23 protein-coding genes are annotated in these 24,876 nt (G+C 61.7%); 8 read left to right on the plus strand and 15 right to left on the minus strand.

The annotated features are described in order from the left end of the window. The first annotated feature begins 54 nt into the window (after positions 1-54). The gene (locus tag PG896_RS00380) at positions 55-2,940 is read left to right on the plus strand and encodes an HD domain-containing phosphohydrolase (RefSeq protein ID WP_043152568.1); all 2,886 of its coding nucleotides are present in this window, start codon (positions 55-57) and stop codon (positions 2,938-2,940) included. A gap of 70 nt (positions 2,941-3,010) precedes the next feature. Here the strand turns inward: PG896_RS00380 and PG896_RS00385 are convergent, their stop codons facing one another. From PG896_RS00385 to rplU, 4 genes are all read right to left on the minus strand, one after another. Then, positions 3,011-4,381 (minus strand): YjiH family protein, encoded by a 1,371-nt coding sequence (locus PG896_RS00385; RefSeq protein ID WP_010673201.1) that lies wholly within the window; start codon positions 4,379-4,381, stop codon positions 3,011-3,013. A gap of 366 nt (positions 4,382-4,747) precedes the next feature. Then, complete coding sequence (cgtA, locus tag PG896_RS00390; RefSeq protein ID WP_010673200.1) at positions 4,748-5,950, minus strand: Obg family GTPase CgtA; 1,203 nt, start codon at positions 5,948-5,950, stop codon at positions 4,748-4,750. 189 nt (positions 5,951-6,139) lie between these two features. Next, positions 6,140-6,397 (minus strand): 50S ribosomal protein L27, encoded by a 258-nt coding sequence (gene rpmA, locus PG896_RS00395; protein WP_010673199.1) that lies wholly within the window; start codon positions 6,395-6,397, stop codon positions 6,140-6,142. A 17-nt stretch (positions 6,398-6,414) separates the two neighbouring features. Beyond that, a complete protein-coding gene (gene rplU, locus PG896_RS00400; RefSeq protein WP_005304210.1) occupies positions 6,415-6,726 on the minus strand; it encodes a 50S ribosomal protein L21 in 312 nt (103 codons plus the stop codon). A 242-nt stretch (positions 6,727-6,968) separates the two neighbouring features. On the opposite strand from rplU, the gene ispB reads away from it, so the two are divergent. Then, positions 6,969-7,940 carry an octaprenyl diphosphate synthase gene (gene ispB / locus PG896_RS00405; protein ID WP_043152564.1) on the plus strand — a complete coding sequence of 324 codons (972 nt, stop codon included), beginning with the start codon at positions 6,969-6,971 and terminating at the stop codon, positions 7,938-7,940. Positions 7,941-8,016: 76 nt separating this feature from the next. Here ispB and PG896_RS00410 read toward each other — a convergent pair whose 3' ends face one another. The 10 genes from PG896_RS00410 to PG896_RS00455 all read right to left on the minus strand — a co-directional run bounded on the left by PG896_RS00410 (position 8,017) and on the right by PG896_RS00455 (position 18,660). Continuing rightward, complete coding sequence (locus PG896_RS00410) at positions 8,017-8,217, minus strand: DUF2065 domain-containing protein (protein WP_043152561.1); 201 nt, start codon at positions 8,215-8,217, stop codon at positions 8,017-8,019. 91 nt (positions 8,218-8,308) lie between these two features. Next, complete coding sequence (gene hflC / locus PG896_RS00415; RefSeq protein WP_010673196.1) at positions 8,309-9,193, minus strand: protease modulator HflC; 885 nt, start codon at positions 9,191-9,193, stop codon at positions 8,309-8,311. A gap of 3 nt (positions 9,194-9,196) precedes the next feature. Beyond that, complete coding sequence (gene hflK / locus PG896_RS00420) at positions 9,197-10,348, minus strand: FtsH protease activity modulator HflK (RefSeq protein WP_010673195.1); 1,152 nt, start codon at positions 10,346-10,348, stop codon at positions 9,197-9,199. A 91-nt stretch (positions 10,349-10,439) separates the two neighbouring features. Beyond that, on the minus strand, positions 10,440-11,726 hold the full coding sequence (gene hflX / locus PG896_RS00425) for a ribosome rescue GTPase HflX (RefSeq protein ID WP_161470478.1): 1,287 nt from the start codon (positions 11,724-11,726) through the stop codon (positions 10,440-10,442). Between the two features lie 63 nt (positions 11,727-11,789). Next, the gene (gene hfq, locus PG896_RS00430) at positions 11,790-12,053 is read right to left on the minus strand and encodes an RNA chaperone Hfq (RefSeq protein WP_011704864.1); all 264 of its coding nucleotides are present in this window, start codon (positions 12,051-12,053) and stop codon (positions 11,790-11,792) included. A gap of 72 nt (positions 12,054-12,125) precedes the next feature. After that, on the minus strand, positions 12,126-13,043 hold the full coding sequence (gene miaA / locus PG896_RS00435; RefSeq protein ID WP_161470477.1) for a tRNA (adenosine(37)-N6)-dimethylallyltransferase MiaA: 918 nt from the start codon (positions 13,041-13,043) through the stop codon (positions 12,126-12,128). Positions 13,044-13,135: 92 nt separating this feature from the next. Continuing rightward, a complete protein-coding gene (gene mutL / locus PG896_RS00440; RefSeq protein WP_270835290.1) occupies positions 13,136-15,019 on the minus strand; it encodes a DNA mismatch repair endonuclease MutL in 1,884 nt (627 codons plus the stop codon). Between the two features lie 106 nt (positions 15,020-15,125). Further along, a complete protein-coding gene (locus PG896_RS00445; protein WP_171865074.1) occupies positions 15,126-16,676 on the minus strand; it encodes an N-acetylmuramoyl-L-alanine amidase in 1,551 nt (516 codons plus the stop codon). Further along, entirely contained in the window at positions 16,667-17,140 is a 474-nt protein-coding gene (gene tsaE, locus PG896_RS00450) for a tRNA (adenosine(37)-N6)-threonylcarbamoyltransferase complex ATPase subunit type 1 TsaE (RefSeq protein WP_045523780.1), read from the minus strand. Before tsaE ends, PG896_RS00445 begins: the two co-directional genes overlap by 10 nt. Positions 17,141-17,157: 17 nt before the next feature. After that, positions 17,158-18,660, minus strand: a complete 1,503-nt coding sequence (locus PG896_RS00455) for an NAD(P)H-hydrate dehydratase (protein WP_270835291.1) — start codon at positions 18,658-18,660, stop codon at positions 17,158-17,160. 99 nt (positions 18,661-18,759) lie between these two features. On the opposite strand from PG896_RS00455, the gene queG reads away from it, so the two are divergent. Together queG and ppgK are read left to right on the plus strand one after the other, a co-directional pair. Further along, on the plus strand, positions 18,760-19,914 hold the full coding sequence (gene queG, locus PG896_RS00460; RefSeq protein ID WP_270835292.1) for a tRNA epoxyqueuosine(34) reductase QueG: 1,155 nt from the start codon (positions 18,760-18,762) through the stop codon (positions 19,912-19,914). An 83-nt stretch (positions 19,915-19,997) separates the two neighbouring features. Next, positions 19,998-20,741 (plus strand): polyphosphate--glucose phosphotransferase, encoded by a 744-nt coding sequence (ppgK, locus tag PG896_RS00465; protein WP_010673187.1) that lies wholly within the window; start codon positions 19,998-20,000, stop codon positions 20,739-20,741. 52 nt (positions 20,742-20,793) lie between these two features. Here the strand turns inward: ppgK and PG896_RS00470 are convergent, their stop codons facing one another. After that, a complete protein-coding gene (locus PG896_RS00470; protein ID WP_010673186.1) occupies positions 20,794-21,249 on the minus strand; it encodes a hypothetical protein in 456 nt (151 codons plus the stop codon). Positions 21,250-21,721: 472 nt separating this feature from the next. Here PG896_RS00470 and metN point away from each other — a divergent pair, with 472 nt between their 5' ends. The 4 genes from metN to rfaH all read left to right on the plus strand — a co-directional run bounded on the left by metN (position 21,722) and on the right by rfaH (position 24,824). Next, the gene (gene metN, locus PG896_RS00475) at positions 21,722-22,765 is read left to right on the plus strand and encodes a methionine ABC transporter ATP-binding protein MetN (RefSeq protein ID WP_103261496.1); all 1,044 of its coding nucleotides are present in this window, start codon (positions 21,722-21,724) and stop codon (positions 22,763-22,765) included. Next, complete coding sequence (locus tag PG896_RS00480; RefSeq protein WP_103244296.1) at positions 22,746-23,399, plus strand: methionine ABC transporter permease; 654 nt, start codon at positions 22,746-22,748, stop codon at positions 23,397-23,399. The genes metN and PG896_RS00480 overlap by 20 nt, the downstream gene beginning before the upstream one ends. 26 nt (positions 23,400-23,425) lie before the next feature. Further along, positions 23,426-24,226 carry a methionine ABC transporter substrate-binding lipoprotein MetQ gene (gene metQ, locus PG896_RS00485; RefSeq protein ID WP_010673183.1) on the plus strand — a complete coding sequence of 267 codons (801 nt, stop codon included), beginning with the start codon at positions 23,426-23,428 and terminating at the stop codon, positions 24,224-24,226. A 97-nt stretch (positions 24,227-24,323) separates the two neighbouring features. Continuing rightward, positions 24,324-24,824 carry a transcription/translation regulatory transformer protein RfaH gene (gene rfaH / locus PG896_RS00490; RefSeq protein WP_010673182.1) on the plus strand — a complete coding sequence of 167 codons (501 nt, stop codon included), beginning with the start codon at positions 24,324-24,326 and terminating at the stop codon, positions 24,822-24,824. The last annotated feature ends 52 nt before the right edge of the window (positions 24,825-24,876 follow it).

A 24,876-nucleotide genomic window follows, 5' to 3' on the forward strand; every position in this document is an offset into this window, starting at 1 on the left:
AAGCACACTGTTAGGTGACCAATACGGCGATCGCCAGGGGACAAGGATCCGTCCATGACAAACGCAAGTCTCAGTCGCAGACCCTTTTACGTACACATTGCCACCCTTTTCATCCTGCTCTTCTCCTTGCTGGGGGGCGCCCTCATCGTGCTGCAGTTCCAGCAGGGCATGCAGCAGGGGCTGGAGCACGAACGTCAGAGCTTCCAGCAATACCGGGAGCAGCTTGCCCTCGCCATCAAGCTGAACCAGCGACCGGCCCGCATGTCCCTGAATCTGCTGCGCAGCGGCCAGCTGTCCGCCATGACAGGGCTGGAGACGCGGCTAGCCTTCCTGCCCCAGCTGGCGGAAGTGCTGGCCAACAGCACCAGTTACGGTGCCATCTATGCCGGTTACGAGGACGGCGATTTCTTTCTGGTGCGCAAGCTGACCGAACGGGCGAGAGGGGCGCTGGAGGCGCCTCCGCCCGAGAGCCGCCTGCTGGTCCAGAGCCTGCATCAGGGACAGGGAGAGTTCCTCTATTTCGACCAGCGGCTGCGGCTGCTGGAGCGGCGCCCCATGCCGGATTACCGTTTCGATCCGCGAGATCGGGGCTGGTACAAGGAGGCGCGCTGGAGCACGGGCATCATAGTGACCCACCCCTACCTCTTCTTCACTACCCGGGAGCCAGGCATGACACTGGCGGTGGAGAGCGACGATCGCCGGGCGGTGATCGGGCTCGATGCGGGCGTGGAGGGACTCTCTTCCCTCATCGGCGAGTTGCCCCTGCCCGGTCACAGCCAGCTGGTGCTGTTTGACGAGGTCGGGACCCTGCTGGCCACGGATCCCGAGCGCCTTCCAAGCTTCGAGCAACTGAGCCGCCTGCCCATGCTGTCGGCCCTCAATCACCCCATTCTCACCAAGCTGCAACAGGAGATGGCCGCGCGGCCTGCCCTGCTGCATCACCCCGCCGAGCTGACCCTGGCAACGGTTCAGGGTCAGGAGTGGCTGGTCAATCTCTCCTCCCTCGGGGAAGAGTCCCCGTTTTATCTCGCCCTCCTGGTGCCCACCGAGGTACTCACCGCCCCGGCGCGCCAGGATGCGCTGCACAATCTCGCCTGGGCCCTTGCCGGTCTGCTGCTCCTGCTGCCCGTCATCTGGCTGGCAGCCCGGCGCACTGCCGCCCCCTTGCTGGTATTGACCGGGGAGGCTGAGCGGATCCAGCACTTCGACTTTGGCGAAAGCCCGGGGCCGGATTCGGCGATCCGCGAAATTGACGACCTCGCCCGCGCCATGTCCAGCATGCGCCTGACCCTCGGCAATTTCATGAACATGGGCCGGGCGCTGGCGGCAGAGCATCGCTTCGATTCATTGCTCAGCCGCATCCTGCACGAGACGGTGGCGGCTGCCCAGGCCGAGGGCGGCTGCCTCTTCCTGGCCCAGGAGAGCGAGATGCAGGCCGTTCACGCCATCTGGCAGGGGCAGCCGCTGGCGTGCGAACAGGTACAGTGGCAGGCGGCGCTGCTCGGCGGTCTCTACCACACGGAGCGCCTCTGCCTGCCCCTCGACGAGGCACAGTGGGCCCGCTACCTCACCGACTGGGGCCCCTTCCCCGGTGCCTGCCAACTGCTGGTCGAGCCCCTTCACAACCACCGTCAGGAGCTGATCGGCTGCCTGCTGCTGATCCTGCCAGACTGCTCGGCCCGCGAACTGGCCTCGCGCATCAGCCTCATCGAGGCACTGGCGGGCACCTCCTCCTCCGCCATCGAAAACCAGCGCCTGCTGGAGGAGCAGAAGCAACTACTGGAAGCCTTCATCGAGCTCATCGCCGGTGCCATCGATGCCAAGAGCCCCTACACCGGCGGCCACTGCCAGCGGGTGCCGGAACTGGCCAGGATGCTGACCCAGGCTGCCTGCTCACAGCAGACGGGGCCCTTTGCCGATTTCCGGCTCAACGAAGAGGAGTGGGAGGCCATCCATATCGCGAGCTGGCTGCACGATTGCGGCAAGGTCACCACCCCGGAGTTCGTGGTGGACAAGGCGACCAAACTCGAGACCATTTACGACAGGATCCACGAGATCCGCACCCGCTTCGAGGTGCTCAAGCGGGATGCTCACATCGAGGCGCTCTGCGCCCTGCTGCCTCCATCCGGGCAGCAGGCCGCCCTCGAGGCTGTAACCCCCCTCTGGCACACCCTGGATCAGGAGTTCGCCTTCGTGGCCGAGTGCAATCTGGGGGGCGAGTGGATGGCGCCGGAGAAGCTCGCCAGGCTGGATACCATTGCCAGCCGCACCTGGTTGCGCACTCTGGACGATCGGCTCGGCATCAGTCAGGAGGAGCGCAAGCGCCACCAGGAGACACCCTCTCCCCTCCCCTGCCGAGAGTCGCTGCTCGCCGACAAGGCGGTGCATCTCGTCCCTCGCCCCGAGCACGACAATCTCGCCCGACACAACCCATGGGGCTTCAAGGTGCGGGTGCCCACCCACCTCTACAACCGGGGGGAGCGCTACAATCTCGCCATCGGCCGTGGCACCCTCACCGAAGAGGAGCGCTACAAGATCAACGATCACATCATCCAGACCATACGCATGCTGGAGAAGCTCCCCTTCCCCCGCCATTTGCGCAAGGTGCCGGAGATTGCGGGGGGCCATCACGAGCGGATGGACGGCACGGGCTATCCGCGCCAGTTGCAAGGGGGGCAGATGAGCATTCCAGCCCGCATCATGGCCATTGCAGACATCTTCGAGGCGCTGACGGCGAGCGATCGCCCCTACAAGTCTGGCAAAACGGTCTCCCAGTCCCTGGCCATCATGGTGAAGATGGTGCAGGAACAGCACATAGACCCGGCCCTGTTTGCCCTCTTCATCGAGAGCGGCATCTGGCGGGACTACGCCAGACGCTTCCTCGCCCCCGCGCAGCTGGACGAGGTCGAATGCCAGGCCCTGCTGGCAGGATCACACTGACCTTCCGCTGACACTCGCCCATAAAAAAACGGTCAACCCAGGTTGACCGTTTTTCGTTCCACTTCGCCCCTTAGAACAGCAGGTGCGCCACACCGGCAATCACCGGCAGGGTGACCAGGGTGCGCAGCAGGAAGATGACGAACAGCTCCCACAACTTGACCGGGATCTTGCTGCCCAGCAACAGAGCGCCCACTTCCGACATGTAGATGAGCTGGGTGACCGACATGGCGGCGATCACAAAGCGGGTGATGTCGCTCTCGATAGTGGAGGCCAGCACCGCCGGGATGAACATGTCGGCGAAGCCCACCATGATGGTCTTGGAAGCAGCTTCCGCCTCCGGCAGTTGCAGCAACTCGAGCAAAGGCACGAAGGGCGCCCCCAGCCAGTTGAACACCGGGGTGTGCTCCGCCAGCATCAGGGCACAGGTCCCGACGGCCATCACCACCGGCAGCACGCCAAATACCATGTCCAGGGCGTTTTTCACCCCTTCACGCGCCACGGCGCCGAGATCCGTCATGCTGTCGGCCTTGGTCAGGGCACGATGATAGCCGTAGCTCAGCACGCTGTGCTGATGGGGGATGGCCTCCTGCTTGCGGCACAGGGGAGTACCGTCGCTGTAGACATCCTTCTTCCAGGAGAGCGGCGGCAGGCGCGGTACCACGATGGCGGCCACCACACCGGCCAGGCAGACGGTCAGGTAGAAGGGGACGAACATGTGCTCCAGCTTCACCTGGGAGATCACCACCAGACAGAAGGTGATGGAGACGGCGGAGAAGGTGGTACCGATGACGGCCGCTTCCCGCTGGGTGTAGAACTTGCCTTCATACTGCTTGCTGGTCAGCAGGATCCCGACGCTGCCATCACCGAGCCAGGAGGCGAAGCAGTCCACCGCAGAACGACCCGGCAGACGGAACACCGGACGCATGATGCGGGTCATCATGGTACCGACAAACTCCAGCAGACCAAAATCCAGCAGCAAGGGCAGCAGCAGGCCCGCAAAGATGAAGACGGAGAACAGTACCGGCAGCAGATCGTGCAGCACCAGGCCGCCGGTCGCCCCTGAGCGCAGCACCTCGGGACCGGCTTCAAAGAAGGTCAACAGCACAAAGACCCCGCCCAGCACCCGCACGCACGCCCAGAAGGGGGAGACGTTGAACAGGCTGTTGAGGAAGGGGCGTTTTACCAGGATCGCCGGTTTGAACAGCCAGGCGATCAGGGTCATCAGCATGGTGGTGGTGATGATGGCGCTGACCATGGCCACCAGATGATCGGCAAACACCGTTTGAACCAGCTTCGCCAACACGGCGACGGGAATGGTGACATTGCCGTCATAGATGACCGGGGTCATGAACAGCAGGATCCCGATCAGTGACGGGATCAAAAACATCAGCACGTTGCGGCGAGTACGGATTGCCGGTGCTTCCAGGGTCTTTTCCAACATATAAACAGCCTTAAATGTGACTTTTCCTTCAGCCGGGCCGCCTGCATACTCATGCCCTCGCCCGGAAAACGGGCGCAAGAATAACCCAAAAAACTGCACAAACAAGCCGTTAATTGATCATTTCAAGCATAAATATTTTATCAGGCGAACCATCCATAAGAACAAACCAAAACAGTCATGCATATCGATTCAATTTGAATGGTTAGCATAATGTTTCATACAGGTTACATTCAGGTGCGCAGTATAATCCGCAGCCACTGTCAGGCAATAAGAGACATGAAAAATATATCTATAGGGTGACCCCGTCGATCCTCCCATAAAAAAACCGGAGCCTGTCTGGCTCCGGTCTTGTCACGAACATGATGCTCAATCGCGAACGTAAATGACTTCGACGCCGTCGTCGTCCTCATCGTCCCAGTCGTCATCGTCCAAGCCATCATCGAAGGCCTTGGACGCCGCCAGGGCATCGGCTTCCGCCTTGGCCAGCTGGTTCTTGTGATAGTCGTCCCACTTGAACTCCACCTTCTCGATGGCGTCTCTGGCATCTTCCGCCAGCTGACGGGGCATGGTGTCCAGCAGATCCAGGATGTCGTAGCACACCTTCTTGGTGCCTTCCTTGCTGATGGCGGTGATGGCGTAGACCGGACCTTCGTGGTTGAGGGCTGCCTTGACTCTGTCCATCACTTCCTGAGCCTCTTCTTCCAGGATCAGGTCCATCTTGTTGAACACCAGCCAGCGCGGCTTGCCCGCCAGCTCGGGGCTGTATTTTTCCAGCTCCCGGACGATGGTCACGGCATTCTCGGCAGGATCGGAGCCATCCACCGGGCAGATGTCCACCAGGTGGATCAGGACGCGGCAACGCTCCAGGTGCTTGAGGAAGCGGATACCCAGGCCTGCTCCCTCGGCAGCCCCTTCGATGAGGCCGGGAATGTCGGCAATGACGAAGGAGCGGGAGTTTTCACCGCGTACCACACCCAGATTCGGTACCAGGGTGGTGAAGGGGTAGTCTGCCACTTTCGGACGGGCCGCAGAAACGGCGCGAATGAAGGTGGACTTGCCTGCGTTGGGCAGACCCAGCATGCCGACATCTGCCAGCAGCAGCAGCTCCAGCCTCAGGGTACGCACTTCACCCGGGGTGCCGTTGCTCTTCTGGCGCGGCGCCCGGTTGACCGAGCTCTTGAAGCGGGTGTTGCCAAGGCCGTGGAAGCCGCCCTTGGCAACCAGCAGCTTCTGATCGTGACTGGTCAAATCCCCCAGCAGTTCGCCGGTGTCTTCATCGGTGGCGCGGGTGCCGACCGGTACTCGCAGGATCTTGTCCTTGCCGCGACGACCGGTACAGTTGGCACTCTGGCCGTTCTCGCCACGCTCGGCGGCGTGGAAGCGCTCGAAACGGTAGTCGATCAGGGTGTTCAGGTTTTCATCGGCCACCAGATACACGTCGCCACCATCACCGCCGTCACCGCCGTCCGGGCCGCCGTTCGGGATGTACTTCTCGCGGCGGAAGCTCACACAACCGTTACCACCGTCACCGGCATCGACTCGAATCTGGACTTCATCAACAAACTTCATAGGTAACCGTCACCTTAATTCGAAAAACCGATACGCAATTATAGTGATACGGGCCCCTTCGGGCGAGGCGCATCTGGCCGATGAGGGCTGTCAGCGCCGGCTCATCCGCGTGCCGTTTTTTCGTCAAACTCATCAGAAAAACAAAAGCCCCGCCAGGTTGGCGGGGCTTCGGATCCTTGCGGTCCGTAATTACTCAGCAACGATGCTGACGTACTTACGATTCTGCGGACCTTTAACTTCGAACTGCACTTTACCGTTCGCGGTAGCGAACAGAGTGTGGTCCTTGCCCAGACCAACGTTCTCACCAGCGTGGAACTTGGTGCCGCGCTGACGAACGATGATGCTGCCAGCCAGAACTGTTTCGCCGCCGAAACGCTTCACGCCCAGGCGTTTAGCTTCAGAATCGCGACCGTTGCGGGATGAACCGCCAGCTTTTTTGTGTGCCATCTATCGGACTCCTCTAATTAAGCGCTGATGCCAGTGATTTTGACTTCAGTGAACCACTGACGGTGGCCCGCTTGCTTACGGTGGTGCTTACGACGACGGAACTTGACGATAGTCACTTTCTCGCCACGGCCGTGAGCCACAACTTCAGCCACAACCTTGCCACCTTCAACGAAAGGAGCACCTACTTTGAAAGTGTCGCCTGCAGCAACCATCAGCACTTCGTTGAAGTCGATGGTAGCGCCAGTCTCAACGTTCAGCTTTTCCAGACGAACGATTTGACCTTCGGCCACACGGTGTTGTTTTCCGCCGCTTTGGAATACCGCGTACATTTGATTAACTCCGTAAAGGCGTGTCTTTTGCTCAAGGCCAGACACGCACAAAAACCTATAACAATGGGCGGGCATTCTACGCAGAACGATTTGCCGAGGCAAGGCCAATTTAGCAAAAAGTTTATTTTGTGCGCATATCTGCCCCCGTGAATAAACGCCTAACTGTAACCCATTGTGAAATCGTGTAGAATCCCCGCCATTGCTAAAAACGCAGTAAATGCTGCCGTCACGTTACGAGACTTATGGACCAACAGACTATCCGTGCGCTCTGTGCCGCCGACATGACGGCGGTCAATGAACTGATCCTGGCGAGACTCCAGTCCGATGTCAGCCTGATCAACCAGCTGGGTTTCTATATTGTCAGTGCAGGCGGAAAACGGATGCGCCCCATGCTGACCGTGATGGCCGCACGCGCACTGGGCTATGAGGGTGAAGATCACCTGAAACTGGCCGCCATCATCGAATTCATTCACACCTCCACCCTGCTGCACGACGACGTGGTCGACGAATCCGACCTGCGCCGCGGCCGGGAAACCGCCAACGCCCTGTTTGGCAACGCCGCCAGCGTCCTGGTGGGTGACTACCTCTACAGCCGCTCCTTCCAGATGATGAGCGAACTCTCCAACCTGAAGGTGATGGAGATCCTCTCCGATGCCACCAATACCATCGCCGAAGGAGAAGTGCTGCAGCTGATGAACTGCAACGATCCGGATACCACGGAAGAGAGCTACATGACGGTCATCTACTGCAAGACCGCCAAGCTGTTTGAAGCCGCGACCCGACTCGCCGCCGTGCTGACCCATCAGCCCGAGCCCGTCGAGCAGGCCATGACCGACTACGGCAAGTACCTGGGTACCGCGTTCCAGATCATCGACGACGTGATGGACTACTGCTCCCAGAGCGAGGAGATGGGCAAGAACGTGGGTGACGATCTGGCCGAAGGCAAGCCGACCCTGCCACTGTTGCGTGCCATGGAAGTGGGTACCCCGGAAGAGCGTCAACTGGTGCGCGATGCCATCGAGCACCGCAACGGGATGGATCACCTGGAGCGTATTCTGGGCATCCTGGATCGCACCGGAGCTCTCGAATACTCCCGCCAGCGAGCTCGGGAAGAGGCTGACAAGGCCATCGACGCCCTCGCCATCCTGCCGGACTCCCGGCACAAGCAAGCGCTGGAGACCCTGGCCCACATGGCGGTGCAGCGCAGCGCCTGATGCCAGCCGGCGGACAATAAAAAAGAGGCCCTCTGGCCTCTTTTTTATTGTCTGAATTCGCCGTGCCACTGTCGTATCAACACAGGTTATAACGGGCCAACGCCCACAAGATGACACCACCGGCCACCACCAGACAGCCGCCGATGCGGCGCAGCTGTTCCGGCGGCAACTCCCCGAGCAGGCGCAGCATCTGCTGCCATGCCCTGGGAGCAAGCAAAGGCCCCAATCCTTCGAAGAGCAGCAGCAACCCCAGCCCCATCAACATGGATGTCAGCATCACCTCTCCTTATCCCTGTTCCCCTGCCGGTCTGTGACCGGCAAACAAAAGGGCCTGAATCATCAGGCCCTTGGGTCATATCAACACGTGTTTACTGCTTGTTGCCGTGCGGCGACTTGAGGTAGCGGAAGAACTCGCTGTCCGGTTTCAGGACCATGAGGTCGTTGCCGCCGGCGAAGCTCTTGCGATAGGCCTCCATGCTGCGCACGAAACTGAAGAACTCCGGGTCCTTCTTGTAGCTGTCGGCATAGATCCTGGCTGCTTCGGCATCCCCTTCACCACGCAGTTGACGGGCATTACTCTCGGCGTCGGCGATCATCACGGTCACCTTGCGGTCGATGTCGGCACGCAGGATCTCGGCCTGCTCGCGGCCCTGTGAACGGTGTTCACGGGCAACCGCGGTCCGCTCGGCACGCATCCGCTGATAGATGGAGCTGGAAACTTCCACCGGCAGGTTGATCTGCTTGATGCGCACATCCACCACCTTGATGCCGAGCTCGGAGGAGCGCGCCATCTTCATCAGGGCATCTTCCATCACGGTACTGCGCTCGCCGGAGACGATGTCCTTGATGGTACGGTTACCGATCTCGGAACGCAGGCCGTTGTTGATCTTGCGCTTGAGCAGGTCTTCAGCCTGGATCTTGTTGCCACCACCGGTCGCCAGGTAGTACTTGGAGAAGTCCTCGATCTTCCACTTCACGTAGGAGTCGATGATGAGGTCCTTCTTCTCGGACGTAACGAAGCGATCCGCCTGGCCTTCCAGAGTCTGGATGCGGGCATCCATCTTGCGTACCTGGTCGATGAGCGGCACCTTGAAGTGCAGACCCGGCTCGTACAGGCGCGGTTCACCGGAGTCGACCCGTTTCACCTTGCCAAACTGCACCACGATCCCCTTCTGTCCTTCATCGACGATGAAGATGGAAGAGAAGCAGACCATGGCGGCCACAGCGATGACACCAATAGCTAGCTTTTTCATCTATCAGTTTCTCCCTGTGCTGAAACGATCACCGCCACGCAGCGGGGTCGGAGTGGAGTTGGCCCCTTCGTTGGACGGCTGGGCCGCCTCGACTGCCGGGGTGCCCGCAGGACGTGCCGGTTGCACGGCATTCGCCTTGCCAGAGAGCTTGTCGAGCGGCAGGTAGATCATGCTGTTGTTGCCAGCCGGCATGTCGACCACCACCTTGTTGGCCTGCTGATAGAGCTCTTCCATGGTTTCCAGGTAGATACGATCACGGGTCAGCTCGGGCGCGGCCTGATACTGGGGCAGCAGCTCGTTGAAGCGAGCGACTTCACCCTTGGCCTTCAACACGATCTGGGACTTGTAGGCTTCGGCCTCCTGCTCCAGACGTTTGACCTGGCCACGAGCCTTGGGCTCCACTTCACGGGCATAGGCTTCCGCTTCACGGATGAAACGCTGCTCATCTTCCTGGGCGGAGATGGCGTCATCAAACGCATCCTTCACCTCTTCCGGCGGACGCGCCGGCAGGAAGTTGACGTCCACGATCTGCAGACCCATCTGATAGGGCTCGATGATGCTGTCGATCACCTGCCAGGTTTCCTGACGCACCTTCTCACGACCCGTGGTCAGCACATCGTCCATCCGGGTGTGACCCACCACGTAGCGCAGGGCGCTGTCGGTGGCCTGGCTCAGGCTCTCGTCGGCGTTGGTCACGCTGAACAGGTACTGCTCGGGATCGACCACGCGATACTGCACGTCCATCTCGACCCGTACCACGTTCTCATCCTGGGTCAGCATGAAACCGGACGCCGGCAGGGAACGGACAGACTCCACGTCCACCGGGATCACCCGGTCGATGAAGGTCGGCTTCCAGCGCAGGCCGGGATCCACGTTGTGGGAGTATTCGCCAAAGCGCAGCACCACGCCCCGCTCGGCTTCACGAATGGTATAGAAGCCGCTGACGACCCACACCACTACCGCCACCACCAGAGCGATGGAGAGGCCAAACTTGCCTACATCGCCACCACCAGACTTGCCGCCACCGAGCAGACCACCAAAACGGCGGCTCACCTTGCGCAGCATCTCGTCCAAATCAGGGGGTCCCTGATTCTTGCCGTTGTTCCCCCAGGGGTCACGGTCTTTGCCGTTGTTACCAGGCTCATTCCAAGCCATCAGCGTCTCCATTAATACATGCGGATGGATATCATCTCTATCGGGTCATCAACCGTTGATGAAGCCAGCAAACATTCATCTCATCGACGAATCAATGCCTGATAAAGCGTTGTAAACTATCACCTTCTTGTTTCATGAGGCGGTTCCAGTCAGCCAGTTGCAGGCGGACTTCCAACACAAAATCCCCCTCCTCGCTGAAACCTTCCTGCTCGATGCCCTTGAGGCGATAGAGCGCACTGCGCAATCTGGCGGCCGAAGGCGGCAACTGCAGGGTGTGGTGCACCATGGAGCCGGCCAGCAATTCAGTCAGGGCCGTAAACAGGTCTGCACATCCTTCCCCGGTCTGGGCTGACAGCCAGACCCGCACCGGGCGCCCCTCTTCGTCACGCTCCAGCCCGACCGGATGTTCACCCAGCTTGTCGATCTTGTTGCAGATCATCAGCTGGGGTCGGTCATCGGCTTCGATCTCGGCCAGCACCTGCTGCACCGACTCGATATTTTCCTGCATCTGCTCATCGGCACAGTCCACCACGTGCAGCAGCAGGTCCGCTTCGCGGGTCTCCTGCAGCGTCGCCTTGAAGGCCGCGACCAGATCATGGGGCAAGTGTCGAATAAATCCAACTGTATCCGCCAGAATCACATCACCCACATCCTGGATCACCAATTTGCGCAGGGTCGGATCCAGGGTTGCGAACAATTGGTCGGCAGCATACACGCTGGCAGCTGTAAGTTGGTTGAACAAAGTGGACTTTCCGGCGTTGGTGTAACCCACCAGGGAAACGGTCGGCACCTCGTTGCGGTTGCGGGCACGACGCCCCTGCTCCCGCTGCTTGGCCACCTTGTCGAGGCGGCGCAAAATGGCCTTGATGCGCTCACGCAGCAGGCGTCGGTCGGTTTCAAGCTGGGTTTCACCCGGGCCGCGCAGACCGATCCCCCCCTTTTGTCGCTCAAGGTGGGTCCAGCCTCGCACCAGACGAGTGGAAAGATGGCGCAACTGGGCCAGTTCGACCTGCAACTTGCCTTCGTGAGTGCGGGCGCGCTGGGCGAAGATATCGAGGATAAGACCAGTCCTGTCCACGACCCGGCACTGGAACAGACGCTCCAGGTTGCGCTCCTGGGCAGGGGTCAGGGCATGGTTGAAGATGACCACGTCGGCGTCCAGCATCTGGACCTGGGACGCGATCTCTTCCGCCTTGCCGCTGCCGACAAAAAATTTGGCGCTGGGTGCGCTGCGACTGGTGGTGATCACCCCCAGTGCATTGACCCCGGCCGAGCTCACCAGCATCTTGAGCTCGTCCAGATCCTCCCGCTCGCCCTCATCGCTGAAGTTGACATGTACCAGAACGGCCTGTTCACCAGCTTCGTAACGGTCAAACAAGCGCTTGCTCCTTGACAGGTATCATGATGGATCTGAGTTGGCGAGTGAACTCGCCGCAGGATATCACGCCTCGGCTTCACCCTGCTCTTCACCGGCGGCGCCCGGGGCGTGCTGGTGATGGTTGACGGCACGGGCCGGCACCACGGTGGAAATGGCGTGTTTGTAGACCATCTGGCTCACGGTGTTCTTCAGCAGAATGACAAACTGGTCAAACGATTCGATCTGACCCTGCAGTTTGATGCCGTTCACCAAATAGATAGAAACAGGAATACGCTCACGGCGCAGCGCATTCAAAAACGGGTCTTGGAGAGATTGCCCCTTAGCCATCTTTCTTTTCCTTATAGTTTGTTGTTTTTAAACACCGGATATTCAATATAACAACCTGATTATACAGGAGTGTCAAGCCGGACCAGCTTGGGCGACGACCCTGGCCAGATTGCCAGACTCACCAGATTCCAACCAGGTCACATCAGGCCAACCGCGCAACCAGGTCATCTGACGCTTGGCCAACTGGCGGGTGGCAACAATGCCGCGATAACGCATCTCATCATACTCCACTTCCCCCGCCAGGTAGTCCCACATTTGGCGGTATCCCACGCAGCGAATGGAGGGAAGATCCGGGGTGAGATCCCCCCGCTCGTAAAGCGCCCTGACCTCCTGCTCGAAGCCGCAGCCCAGCATCTTGTCAAACCGCTGCTCGATGCGCTGGTGCAGCACGGCCCGATCCCTCGGCGCGATGGCAAACTGCAGCGCCCGGTAGGGCAGCCCCTCTCCCTGTACCTGGGTCAACTCGGTGAGGGTCTTGCCGCTGATGCGGTAAACCTCGAGCGCCCGGCACAGGCGCTGGGGATCGTTGGGGTGGATGCGGGCACCGGCCACCGGGTCGATGCGCACCAGTTCGTCATGGAGCGCCTGCCAGCCGAGGCGGGCAGCCTCTTCCTCGATGCCGGCCCGAATGGCGGGATCGGCGGAAGGCAGCGGAGAAAGCCCCTCCAGCAGCGCCTTGAAATAGAGCATGGTGCCGCCCACCAGCAGCGGAATGCGACCACGGTCGGCGATCTCTTTCATCTCCCGCAGGGCATCCTTGCAAAAATCCGCCGCCGAATAGCTCATGGCGGGATCCAGGATGTCGATGAGCCGGTGCGGGGCCTGCGCCAGCTCGGCTGGCGTCGGCTTGGCGGTGCCTATGTCCATGCCGCGATAGATGAGCGCGGAGTCCACGCTGATGATGTCGCAGGGCAGGGCCTGGCACAGTTCAATGGCGAGATCCGTCTTGCCGGAGGCCGTCGGCCCCATCAGAAAAATTGCAGTCGGCAAGTCAGCCACGTTAAACACTCCCTTCGGCCGCCCCTTCACGGGCGAACCGGCATAAAACTGGTCATATGGATGCAACAGACGACGAGACGCCGTCAGTTGCCATCGGCAAACTCGGCCAGCACATTCGCCAGCGGCAACGGGCGCACCATGCGAACGTCTGCCAGTTGGTCACTGAAATCGGCAACAAGTTCCGTCAACAACCGGGTGGCAGTGGCAAAATCGTATATTTTTTCGGCACTTATGCCTTGCTCCACCAACCACTGGCATAGTACTCCAGCCTGCGCATCGGCATCACTGTCAGATCCGCTCTCGACCAGCTGCAACAATTCGGGTAAGAGGCGGGCCAGATCGGTCTGGCGCAGCAGGGCGGGCACCCGAGTCAGGATCATGGTGTCGCGTCCCCCGCTTTTCAACTCCAGCCCCATGCGTTTGAGCAGACGTTCCCGCTCCTCCACCAGGGCGACCAGGTTTTTCGGCAGCTTGAAGGAGACCGGCAGCAACAAAGGCTGGGCCGCCAACCCCTGGCCCCAGGCATCCAGCAGCCAGTGGCGCAACAACAGACGCTCGGCGCGCACCAGGGAGAGCAGCGCCAGCTGCCCCTGACGCTCCATCAGCAGATAGGCCTGCTCGACCAGGCTCAGGGCGCGCCACTCCCCCGTTCGGGCAGGCGTCTCGACGGCGTCGTTCTCGGCTCCGGGCCGGGATGCCGGCATCGCCACCTCGGGCAGGGTGGTGAGCAAGGCGCCCATGCCTCGCATCGCGGCCCGGCTCGGGGGTTCGGGGGGCTGGTAGTGTCCTCCCCTGCCACCACCGCCTTCCCGCACGCCGTCGCCATCTCGTGCAGGGGCAGGAGCCCGATAGCCGTGTTCGGCACCGTACCACTCGGTGCGCGGCGCCTGACCCGGATAGGTGATCTCCGGGCTGCCCGGCAGCTCGACCTGGGTCTCGGCCAGGGGTGCATCGGTGGCGCTCCCTGCCCCGTCCTGACGCAGGGCGGTGAACAGCGCCTGGAAGATGAAATCGTGGATGAGACGCGCCTGATGGAAACGCACTTCGTGCTTGGCCGGATGGACGTTGACATCCACCTGGCGGGGATCCAGCTCGATATAAAGCACATAGGCCGCGAAGCGATCGGCGGGCAGCAGCTCGTCATAGGCCTGGCGGATGGCGTGATTGATGAGCTTGTCCCGCATCATGCGGCCATTGACATAGGTGTATTGCAGGTCGTTCTGCGGCCTGGCCCCTGCCGGAGTGGCCAGCCAGCCCCAGAGCCGCACGTCGCTGTGTTCGCTCGATACCGCCAGGGCATGGTGCATGAAGGGGGAACCGCAGACGGCGGCGAGGCGGCGCTCCTGCTCCGCCACCGTGTTGGCCGCCTTGTACTGGCGCACCACCTTGCCGTTGTGGCGCAGGATCAGGGTAGCGTCGAAGCGGGAGAGCGCGATGCGGCGCACCAGTTCGTCGATGTGGGCAAATTCGGTCTTTTCGCTGCGCATGAACTTGCGCCGCGCCGGGGTGTTGAAGAAGAGATCCACCACCTCCACCGTGGTGCCCACCGGGTGGGCTGCCGGCTTGACGGTGACGCTCATCTCGCGCCCTTCCGCCTGGGCCTGCCAGGCTTCGGCCTGCTCCGCCGTGCGGGAGGTAAAGGTGAGACGAGCCACCGAGCTGATGGAGGCGAGCGCCTCGCCGCGAAAGCCCAGGCTGTTGATCCCTTCCAGATCGTCCAGGGTCGCCACCTTGGAGGTGGCGTGGCGCGACAGCGCCAGCACCAGCTCATCCCTGGCGACACCGCAGCCGTTGTCACGAATGCGGATAAGCTTGGCGCCTCCCTTGTCGATGTCGATCTCGACCCGGTCAGCCCCCGCATCCAGGCTGTTTTCCACCAGTTCCTTCACCACGGAGGAGGGCCGCTCCACGACCTCACCAGCAGCAATCTGGTTGGCCAGAATCGGCGGCAATATACGGATTGGCATCGCTTGCTCCTGCAGATGAAAAAGGGGAAGAGGTGGACCTGGCGCCATCAACGCTCACCGCCCCTCCCTGCCATCGGCAGAGAAGGGCTGCGTTCTTCAGCCCGCGCTATTTTCGCGGAATATAGAGCACCTGCCCTATCTGGATGTCCCGTGACTTGAGCTTGTTGATCTCCACCAGTCGCGCCTGACTCACCCCATGTTTTTCGGCGAGCCGGGAGAGACTCTGGCCACGGGTGACCACGTGGCGGATCATGTTGGACTTGTCGTTGCTCTGCACGCTGGCTACCGGCGCACTCGGCTCCTGGGCTGCGACCTTGTAAGGTTTGATCACGCCGGCACCGGAGGCGCTGCCGACACTGCTGACCGGGGCGCCGCCCTCACCGACGCGATAGGGCTCGCTCGCCGGCATCCGGTTGGTCACGACCTGCTGCGTTGGCTGGGCAGCCGGCTTGCTGACAGCGACCGGCTTGCTGGCAGGCGCCTGACGCGGTGGGGCGGCAACCTGCCCCTTGCCGGTGAGCATGGGCCCCTTGGTCGGGTGGCTGCGGTAATAGTTGCGGATCCCCTCGAAGATGGCCCGGGCCAACTGATCCTGATAGCTGGCGGTGGCCAGCAGCTTCTCCTCGGCGTGGTTCGAGATAAAGCCCGTCTCCACCAGTACAGAGGGGATGTCCGGCGCCTTCAGCACCGCCAGACTCGCATGTTCCGGCGCCTTCTTGTGCAATCTGGCCACCCGCCCGAGCGAGCGCAGGATCTGGCGGCTGACGTCATAGCCTTCGGCCCTGGACTTGTCCATGGAGAGATCCAGGAAGGTCTGTGCCAGATAGGGGTTGGGATCGGATTCGGCCAATACCTTGCCGACGCCGCCGAGCAGCTCACCCTGCTTCTCCTGCTTCTCGAGCCAGCTGCCCATCTCGCGGTTGGCACGGTTGGTCGACAGCACCCAGACGGACGCGCCGCGCGGGGTCGAGTTGTGGAAGCTGTCGGCGTGCACCGACACCAGCAGATCCGCCTTGGCCTTGCGGGCGATCTCGGAGCGCTTGTTCAGGTCGACGAAGTAGTCGCCGCGCCGGGTCAGCACGGCACGCATGCCGGGCTCGCGATCGATGAGGGCCGCCAGCTTCTGCGACACCGACAGGGTCACCCGCTTCTCGTAGGTGCGGCGCGGGCCGATGGAGCCCGGGTCTTCCCCGCCGTGACCAGGATCGATGGCGATGACGATGGCCTTGCCCTGTCCCCCGACGGGCGCGGGTTGTGCCGCCGCGCTCCCCTTCTCTTCATAGGGAAGATCGATCACCAGACGGTGGCCATAGGGTCCTGCCGGCGCCAGCGGGAAGACCACTGGCTTGATGGCAGAGCCGAGATCCAGCACCAGGCGCAGGCTGCCTTGTTCAAGGGGCGTGCTCTCGCGGATCTTGCGCACCAGCTCGCTCTTGTTCTCGATGCGGGCCAGGTTGGTGGCGTTGCTCGCCCCTTTCAGGTCGATGACCAGACGGTTCGGACCGGTCAGGGTGAAGTAGTTGAAATTGGGGGCGCTGCTCATGTCGAGCACCACCCGGGTGTTGTCCGGTGATGGCCACACCCGCACACTCTTGAGCTGATTGGCCCAGGTGGGCAATGCCATCAGGGAGAGAACAAAGACAAGGATCACGCGCACTGAGATGACAACCGTTCCAGAATGGCTTCGCCGATAGCAGTGCGGGCATCAATCTGCACCTCGCGCTGCTCGTTTGCATAACTCAGGGTGATCTCGAGATCCGGGGCTGGCAGCCAGCCCTCGCCCTTCTCTGGCCACTCCACCAGGCAAAGGGTATCGGCGGCGAAATAGTCGCGAATGCCCATGAACTCCAGCTCTTCCGGGTCGGCCAGTCGATAGAGATCGAAGTGATAGACCTGCCACTGGGCAAGCTCATAGGGCTCCACCAGGGTATAGGTCGGACTCTTGACCTTGCCCTCATGACCCAGTCCCTGCACCCAGCCTCGGGTCAGGGTGGTTTTGCCGGCCCCGAGGGCACCGTGCAGAAATACCGTGGTGGCCTGCTGGCACGCCTTTGCCAGACGGCCACCCAGCGCCACTGTTGCTGCCTCGTCCGGCAGTGTCATCATCAAGGTTTTTGCCATGTTCTTCTTGTTACTTGTTACTGTGTCGGATTGACCAGACGACGGATCCAGGGCAGCAGATCCGATGCCAGCATGCCCCTCTCACCCTCGGCGGCGGCCAGATCGGCGGCCTCTGCGTGGATCACGGCCCCGAGTCGGGTGGCCATGCCCGCGGACCAGCCCTGAGCCAGGAGGGCGGCGATTATACCAGACAAGAGGTCACCCATGCCGCCACTGGCCATGCCGGGGTTGCCCTCGTCGCACAGGGAAATACGCCTGCCGTCGCAGATGAGCGACCCCGCCCCCTTGAGCAGCACCACGCCACCGTAGCGCTGTTGCAGCCGCGAGACGGCCGCAAACCTGTCCCCCTCGACCTCGGCGATGGTGCAGCCCAGCAGGCGAGCCGCCTCCCCGGGGTGGGGTGTGAGCACCCAATTATCCTGATGACGGGGGGCCTGCGCCAGCCAATTCAATCCATCGGCGTCCAATACCAGTGGCACGGCGGCTCCGATGCCCTGTTCGAACCGGTCCCGGCCCCACTCATCCTGACCGAGCCCGGGGCCCAGTACCTGCACCGATGCCCACCCTTCATCCATGTCCGCCGGGCATCCCATCAGCTCGGGTTGAACCAGGCTGGCCGCAGGGCAATCCGGGTGCTGGCGCAGGCGTACCAATCCCGCCCCCGCCCGCAGACAGGCCTGACCCGCCAGCAGGATGGCCCCCTGCATCCCGAGGTTCCCCCCCGTCAGCAGTACCTTGCCGCTGTGTCCCTTGTGAGCCGAGCGCCTGCGCGGGGTCAGCAACCCCTTGAGGCTGGGATAATCGATCCGCTCGGCAGCGGGAACCCGTTCCTCCCCCGGCGTCACTCCCAGGGGATCCCGGTCGAGGTGGCCGACTCCGTCCACCCCGTCGGCGGTGAGCATGCCCTGCTTGATGCCGATGAAAGTGAGGGTGCGGGTGGCACGCACCAGTGCGCCCATGGCGCGGCCGGTGTCGGCATTGAGACCGGAGGGGAGATCCACCGCCAGCACGGGCGCGTTCAAGCCATTGATTGTTGCGACGATCTTTGTCATTGACGAGGAGAGGGGAAGCTGGACGCCGGTACCGAGCAGTGCGTCTATGACCAGATCCGGCGGCGGCAGCGTGGCGGGCAGCAGATCCTCGGCCATGGTCACGCTCCCCCCCGATGCGAGCCACTCTTCGGCAGCCCGCCTGGCATCTCCCCTCAGCAGGCCGGGAGCCCGGGCGGCAATCACCAGAGGTTCGAGGCCGATGCGCCGGGCAAGGCGGGCCAGCACGTAGCCATCCCCACCGTTGTTGCCAGGGCCGACGAAGATCCACCACTGGCGGCTGTCGGGCCAGTGGTGACAGGCATAGTTGCACAGCGCATTCCCGGCCCGCTCCATCAGCACATAGAGGGGCAACCCCTCCTGCTCGGCCCAGCGCCGTTCCATGCTGCGGATCTGCTCGGCCCGCCACAGGGGTTGTGCTAGACTCTCCCACTCATTTTTGCGGATAGCGTCCCCGAACACCTCTACCATGACGGCCCCCACGTTTCATCATCCCATGACCCGGCAACTGGCACGCCATATTGCCGCCCTGCGCCTGCCACACTCCTACAGGCAGAGGGGGGATGCTGCATGACGGCTGCCGAACTTGCGCAACTGGCCCACGATATCAAGCTCTGGGCAAGGGAGCTAGGATTTGACCAGGTCGGCATCGCCGACACCGACCTCACCCTGGAAGAGCCAAGGTTGCAGGCCTGGCTGGATGCCGGTTATCACGGGACCATGGACTACATGGCGCGCCACGGCATGATGAGGGCCCGCCCCCACGAGCTGTTGCCGGGCACCTTGCGGGTCATCTCGGTGCGGATGAACTACCTCCCGTTCGAGGCGGGCTTTGCCGCCACCCTGCGCAATCCCACCCTCGGCTACATCAGCCGCTATGCCCTCGGCCGCGACTACCACAAGGTGCTGCGCAACCGGCTCAAACAGTTGGGGGAGCGCATCGAGCTGCGGTGCGAAACCCTGTTGCAGGCGGCGGGACAAACCCTGGGCGAGTGGCGCCCCTTCGTCGACTCGGCCCCTATTCTGGAAAGGCCGCTAGCGGCCAAGGCGGGCCTTGGCTGGGTGGGCAAGCACTCGCTGCTGATCAACGAGTCCGCCGGCTCCTTCTTCTTTCTGGGAGAATTGCTCATCGCCCTGCCGCTGCCCGTGGATGCCCCGGTGGAGAAGGAGCTGTGTGGCAAGTGCGTGGCCTGCATCAATATCTGCCCCACCGGTGCCATCATCGCCCCCTATGTGGTAGACGGACGGCGCTGCATCTCTTATCTCACCATCGAGAATGACGGCCCCATTCCCGAGGAATTCAGGCCGCTCATGGGCAATCGCATCTATGGCTGTGACGACTGCCAGCTCATCTGCCCCTGGAACCGCTATGCCAATGCCAGCCCGGAGCCCGACTTCAGCCCGCGCCCCAATCTGCACCGCCCGCCCCTCTTGACCTTGTGGGGCTGGAGCGAGGCCGAGTTTCTCAAGCACACGGAAGGCAGCCCCATCCGCCGCATCGGCTATCAGCGCTGGCGCCGCAACCTGGCGGTGGCCCTTGGCAACGGACCGGCCAGCAGCGAGGTCCTGGCCGCCCTGCAACAGGCGCTGCCTGAGGCGGCGCCCATGGTGGCCGAGCATATCGAGTGGGCGCTGGCGACCCTGGCCAGGCGTCAGCAGGAAGAGAATAAAAAGACGCGATTGCTGATCCGCTGCATCGAAAAAGGTCTGCCGGATCACGCATAAGTGATCTGGCCCTTGCCGGATCGCAGCCATTTTTTCATGCTCTGCCGACCATTGAACATCGGCACAATAAAAGGAAGATTCTGATGCAGATGCTGGGAGTAGATATTGGGGGGTCCGGGATCAAGGGCTGCCTGGTCGACACCGAAACCGGGGAGCTGATTGGCGAACGCCACCGCATCGCCACACCGCAACCGGCAACCCCGGCCGCCGTGGCACACACCCTCAAGGCGCTGGTCGAACACTTCCAATGGAAGGGTCCCGTGGGGTGCGGTTTTCCCGCCACCATCCACAACGGCATCGCCAAGAATGCCTCCAACATCGACAAGAGCTGGATTGAGACCGATGCCGCCCACCTGTTTGCCGATGTGACCGGCCTGCCCTGCCATGTCCTGAACGACGCCGATGCGGCCGGTCTGGCGGAGATGCGCTTTGGCACCGGGCAGGATCGCCAGGGCGTCATCATTCTCATCACCGTCGGCACCGGCATCGGTACCGCCGTCTTCGTCAATGGTCAGTTGCTGCCCAATACCGAGCTGGGTCACCTGATGCTGGAAGGCATGGTGGCCGAACACTATTGCTCCGATGCGGTGCGCAAGCGCGAGGATCTTTCCTGGGGCCGCTGGGGCAAACGTTTCAACAAATACCTGGCTCGCCTGGAGTTTCTGTTCTCCCCCGACCTCTTCATCCTGGGGGGCGGCAGCGCCGCCAAGCTCGACAAGTTCATCGACAAGATTGAGACCCGGGCTCCCCTGGTGGCGGCCGCGAACCTCAACCAGGCCGGCATCATAGGCGCCGCCCTCTATGGCGCGGCCCGGCAAGGGGGCTGACCGCCAGCAACATCAGAAGACCCGGCCCGTGCCGGGTCTCTCTCATCCGTGCTCAGAGATCGTCGAGGCGATGAGCACCGTGTACCAGACGGGTCAGGCGGGATTGGGCCATGGAGGCCAGGGCTTTCAGCAGCGCCGCCGTGTCGGGCGTGGGGCACTCCCGGGCCAGACGTTCCAGCTCGCCGATGAGCCTCTCCTCCTGGCGTGACACCAGGGCCACTATCTCCGCGGGCTGGGTTGTGGCGGGCAGTGCCAGACGATCCCCCTCGGCCAGCAGATCCTCGCCAAATCCCTGATCCAGCCAGGTCTCCTTCACCGCGCTTCCCATCTGCTCGCGATAATCGTGCAGATGAGCCGCCGCGGCATCCTCCCGCCCTTGCAAATAGGCCAGCAACATCCTGCTGCGCTCAGCATCCACCCGGGGGATCTGGCGCCCGTAAATGTGCCCTTGCCGATGATGAAGCTCCTCGAGATAGAGCATCAGGTCCTTGATCTGTTGGAATCGCATCTCGCCTCCCTCCTGGCATCTACCTGCAGCCAGTATAGGGAGCTGGCATGTCGACACGGCCACGAACTGGTCATTTATTGTTCTGCATCAAGGAGATGGAAAAGAAAACAGAAAAAGAGACGGCAGGAGGAAGGGGAAACCGGCAGCGATGCTGCCCGGACGACCGGGTACCTTGTCCGAAGGGGAGACATCAAATCGACGACATAAAAGATATTTACCAGCTTATATTCGGACCAATGTCATCAAATCGGAATCTTATATTGATACTGGTGGTTATACCTCCACACCATAGTCAAATGGCGGGAATCCTTATCCATTTTTTAGACGTCTAGACGTAAAAACATGCGTTGACACAGCCATCCGGACATCTTAGCATCATCCTCCATGATGACAGAGCTACCCAGTGAAACCTCTGCCCAATTTACCCGCCTGTAGCGCCCTGTGCTTTAAGGCTGTTAGCACGGAAGAATCCATGATTAAGTTGATCGGTCTCAACAAAGTCTACGGTAAAGGCAGTGATGCCGTGCACGCCCTGCGTGACGTGAGCCTGCATGTGCCCCAAGGCAAGATCTTCGGGGTGATCGGTGCCTCCGGTGCCGGCAAGAGTACCCTCATCCGCTGCGTCAACCTGCTGGAGCGCCCCACCGAGGGGCAGGTCATCGTCGATGGCCAGGACCTGGTCGCCCTCAGCGAGCGGGATCTGACTCAGGCTCGCCGCCAGATCGGCATGATCTTCCAGCACTTCAACCTGCTGGCCTCTCGCACCGTCTCCGCCAACATCGCCTTCCCGCTGGAGCTGGCGGGCTGGAGCAAGGACAAGATCCAGAGCCGGGTCAGCGAACTGCTGGCCCTGGTCGGGCTGGAAGCCCGTGCCCACGCCTATCCGTCCGAGCTCTCCGGCGGGCAGAAGCAGCGCGTCGCCATCGCCCGTGCCCTGGCACCGGCTCCCAAGGTCCTGCTGTGTGACGAGGCCACCTCGGCCCTCGACCCGCAGACCACCCGCTCGATCCTGACCCTGCTCAAGGAGATCAACGTCAAGCTGGGGCTCACCATACTGCTCATCACCCACGAAATGGACGTGGTGAAGGGGATCTGCGACGAAGTGGCCATCATCAGCGACGGCCATCTCATCGAGCAGGGGGAAGTGGCCTGGTTCTTCAGCAATGCAAAGACCCAGCTGGCCCGGGATTTCATCCACTCCACCATCCACCTGGAAGTGCCCCAGGAGTATCAGGATCGGATGAGTGCCGAGCGGGTGCCCGGCAGCTATCCCCTGGTGAAGCTCGGCTTTACCGGGACCACGGTGGATTCGCCGCTGATTTCCGAGGCGAGCCGCCGTTTCAACATCGACATCAGCATCCTGAGCGCAGACATCGAATACGCCGGTGGCGTCAAGTTCGGCTTCCTGCTGGCGGAACTGTTCGGGGACGAGGCCCAGTGCGAGGCCACCCAGCAGTTCCTCATCGACAACCACATTCAGCTGGAGGTAATGGGTTATGTCCGAAGCAATGATTAATCTGCTGATTTCGGCTCTGGGCGACACCCTCATCATGGTGTTTGCCTCCGCCCTGTTCGGCTGCCTGCTCGGCCTGCCGCTCGGCGTGGCGCTGCACGTGACCAAGGCGGGCCAGATCCTGGCCAATCCGCTGCTCAACAAGGTCCTGGGCGTCATCGTCAACGTCGGCCGCTCGGTGCCCTTCATCATTCTGCTGGTCGCCATCATTCCGTTGACCCGCTTCATCGTCGGCACCAGCATCGGTACCATCGCCGCCATCGTGCCGCTGACCGTGGGCTGCATCCCCTTCGTCGCCCGCCTGGTGGAAGGGGCTCTGATGGAAGTGCCTGACGGCCTGCTGGAAGCGGCCAAGGCCATGGGGGCCAAGCCCCTGCAAATCATCGCCAAGGTGCTGCTGCCCGAGGCCCTGCCGGGGATCCTCAACAGTGTCATCATCACCCTCGTCACCCTGGTGAACTACTCCGCCATGGCAGGTGCCATCGGAGGCGGTGGTCTCGGTGATGTGGGTATTCGCTACGGCTACCAGCGTTTCGATCCCACCGTCATGCTGGTCACCGTGGTCATTCTGGTGGTACTGGTTCAACTCATCCAGAGCGCGGGTGAGCGCCTGGTCAAACAATGTGATCATCGTTAATCGTCGATTTCTGACAGGAGGTTTTTATGAAATTGGGCATCAAATCCGCAGCAGCTGCGCTGCTGGCAACCCTGGTACTGGTCGGTTGCGGCCAGAAGGAAGAGAACAAGACCCTGAAGGTGGGCGCCATCGCCGGTCCCGAGACCGAGCTGGTTGAGACCGCGGCCAAGGTGGCCAAGGAAAAATACGGCCTGACCGTCGAAGTGGTCACCTTCTCCGACTACGTCACCCCGAACGTGGCCCTGAACGACGGCAGCGTCGACGTCAACGCCTTCCAGCACAAGCCCTACCTGGATGCCCAGATCCGTGATCGCGGCTTCAAGCTGGTGCCGGTCGGCAACACCTTCGTCTACCCGATCGCCGGTTACTCCAAGAAGGTCAAGGCCCTGTCCGAGCTGAAAGACGGTGCCCAGATCGCGGTGCCGAACGATCCGACCAACCTGGGTCGTTCCCTGATCCTGCTGGAGAAGCAGGGCCTGCTGAAGCTGAAAGAGGGTGCCGGTCTGGAAGCGACCGTACTGGACATCGCCAGCAACCCGCGCAACTTCAAGATCGTCGAGCTGGAAGCCGCACAACTGCCGCGCTCCCTGGAAGACGTGGATCTGGCCATCATCAACAACACCTTCGCCGGTCAGATTGGTCTGACCCCGACCGAGAACGGCCTGTTTGTCGAAGACAAGGAGTCCCCCTACGTCAACCTGATCGTTGCTCGCGAGAACAACAAGGACGACGAGAAGGTCAAGGAGTTCGTCCAGTCCTTCCAGACCGACGAGGTCTTCAAGAAGGGGACCGAGCTGTTCAAGGGCGGTCTGGTGAAAGGTTGGTAATCACTCACTCTGGAAAAAAGGCCACGTCAAGCGTGGCCTTTTTTTTTACCCCCGTTATGATAGCCGCAAGCACGGCAACACGAAAAACAGAACAACAATGAAGAAATGGTATCTGGCCTACTGCAAACCCAAGGAAGAAGCCCGCGCCCGCGCCCATCTGGCAGCCCAGGGCGTTGAATCCTATTACCCCATGGTCGAGATTGAAAAACTGCGGCGAGGCAAGCGCGTGCCCCAGCGCGAGCCCATGTTCCCCAACTACCTCTTCATCTACGTGGATCTGGAAGAGGTCACCCCGGTCACCCTGAAATCGACCCGGGGCATCAGTCGCATCATCCACTTCGGCAAGGAGTGGACCCCCGTCAGCAGCCAGCTGATCTACCGGCTCATGAGCCGGGACGACAGCGACGAGGCGCGCGCCAGCTATGCCCGTCTGCCGACCCAGGGAGACAAGGTACTTATCGAATCCGGCCCCCTCGCCGGGTTTGAAGCCATCTATCTGGAGCCGGATGGCGAAAAGCGGGCCATCCTGCTGGTCAACCTGCTCAACCAGGAGACCTGCAGCAGCTTCGAAAATCAGGCCTTCCGCCGCCTGGAGTGACCCGTACTGCCGGCAGAAAGAGCCACAGGGCAGTACACAAGACACCATCCCC

The sequence above is a fragment of the Aeromonas sp. QDB30 genome, assembly GCF_027707645.1.
In the GTDB taxonomy this organism is placed as follows: domain Bacteria; phylum Pseudomonadota; class Gammaproteobacteria; order Enterobacterales; family Aeromonadaceae; genus Aeromonas; species Aeromonas caviae.

What these genes read in the sequence shown, in the direction of transcription:
- PG896_RS00380 (WP_043152568.1), top strand. Translation starts at nt 55, where the DNA reads ATGACAAACGCAAGTCTCAGTCGCAGACCCTTTTACGTACACATTGCC.
- PG896_RS00385 (WP_010673201.1), bottom strand. Translation starts at nt 4,381, where the DNA reads ATGTTGGAAAAGACCCTGGAAGCACCGGCAATCCGTACTCGCCGCAAC.
- cgtA (WP_010673200.1), bottom strand. Translation starts at nt 5,950, where the DNA reads ATGAAGTTTGTTGATGAAGTCCAGATTCGAGTCGATGCCGGTGACGGT.
- rpmA (WP_010673199.1), bottom strand. Translation starts at nt 6,397, where the DNA reads ATGGCACACAAAAAAGCTGGCGGTTCATCCCGCAACGGTCGCGATTCT.
- rplU (WP_005304210.1), bottom strand. Translation starts at nt 6,726, where the DNA reads ATGTACGCGGTATTCCAAAGCGGCGGAAAACAACACCGTGTGGCCGAA.
- ispB (WP_043152564.1), top strand. Translation starts at nt 6,969, where the DNA reads ATGGACCAACAGACTATCCGTGCGCTCTGTGCCGCCGACATGACGGCG.
- PG896_RS00410 (WP_043152561.1), bottom strand. Translation starts at nt 8,217, where the DNA reads ATGCTGACATCCATGTTGATGGGGCTGGGGTTGCTGCTGCTCTTCGAA.
- hflC (WP_010673196.1), bottom strand. Translation starts at nt 9,193, where the DNA reads ATGAAAAAGCTAGCTATTGGTGTCATCGCTGTGGCCGCCATGGTCTGC.
- hflK (WP_010673195.1), bottom strand. Translation starts at nt 10,348, where the DNA reads ATGGCTTGGAATGAGCCTGGTAACAACGGCAAAGACCGTGACCCCTGG.
- hfq (WP_011704864.1), bottom strand. Translation starts at nt 12,053, where the DNA reads ATGGCTAAGGGGCAATCTCTCCAAGACCCGTTTTTGAATGCGCTGCGC.
- mutL (WP_270835290.1), bottom strand. Translation starts at nt 15,019, where the DNA reads ATGCCAATCCGTATATTGCCGCCGATTCTGGCCAACCAGATTGCTGCT.
- tsaE (WP_045523780.1), bottom strand. Translation starts at nt 17,140, where the DNA reads ATGGCAAAAACCTTGATGATGACACTGCCGGACGAGGCAGCAACAGTG.
- PG896_RS00455 (WP_270835291.1), bottom strand. Translation starts at nt 18,660, where the DNA reads ATGGTAGAGGTGTTCGGGGACGCTATCCGCAAAAATGAGTGGGAGAGT.
- queG (WP_270835292.1), top strand. Translation starts at nt 18,760, where the DNA reads ATGACGGCTGCCGAACTTGCGCAACTGGCCCACGATATCAAGCTCTGG.
- ppgK (WP_010673187.1), top strand. Translation starts at nt 19,998, where the DNA reads ATGCAGATGCTGGGAGTAGATATTGGGGGGTCCGGGATCAAGGGCTGC.
- PG896_RS00470 (WP_010673186.1), bottom strand. Translation starts at nt 21,249, where the DNA reads ATGCGATTCCAACAGATCAAGGACCTGATGCTCTATCTCGAGGAGCTT.
- metN (WP_103261496.1), top strand. Translation starts at nt 21,722, where the DNA reads ATGATTAAGTTGATCGGTCTCAACAAAGTCTACGGTAAAGGCAGTGAT.
- PG896_RS00480 (WP_103244296.1), top strand. Translation starts at nt 22,746, where the DNA reads ATGTCCGAAGCAATGATTAATCTGCTGATTTCGGCTCTGGGCGACACC.
- metQ (WP_010673183.1), top strand. Translation starts at nt 23,426, where the DNA reads ATGAAATTGGGCATCAAATCCGCAGCAGCTGCGCTGCTGGCAACCCTG.
- rfaH (WP_010673182.1), top strand. Translation starts at nt 24,324, where the DNA reads ATGAAGAAATGGTATCTGGCCTACTGCAAACCCAAGGAAGAAGCCCGC.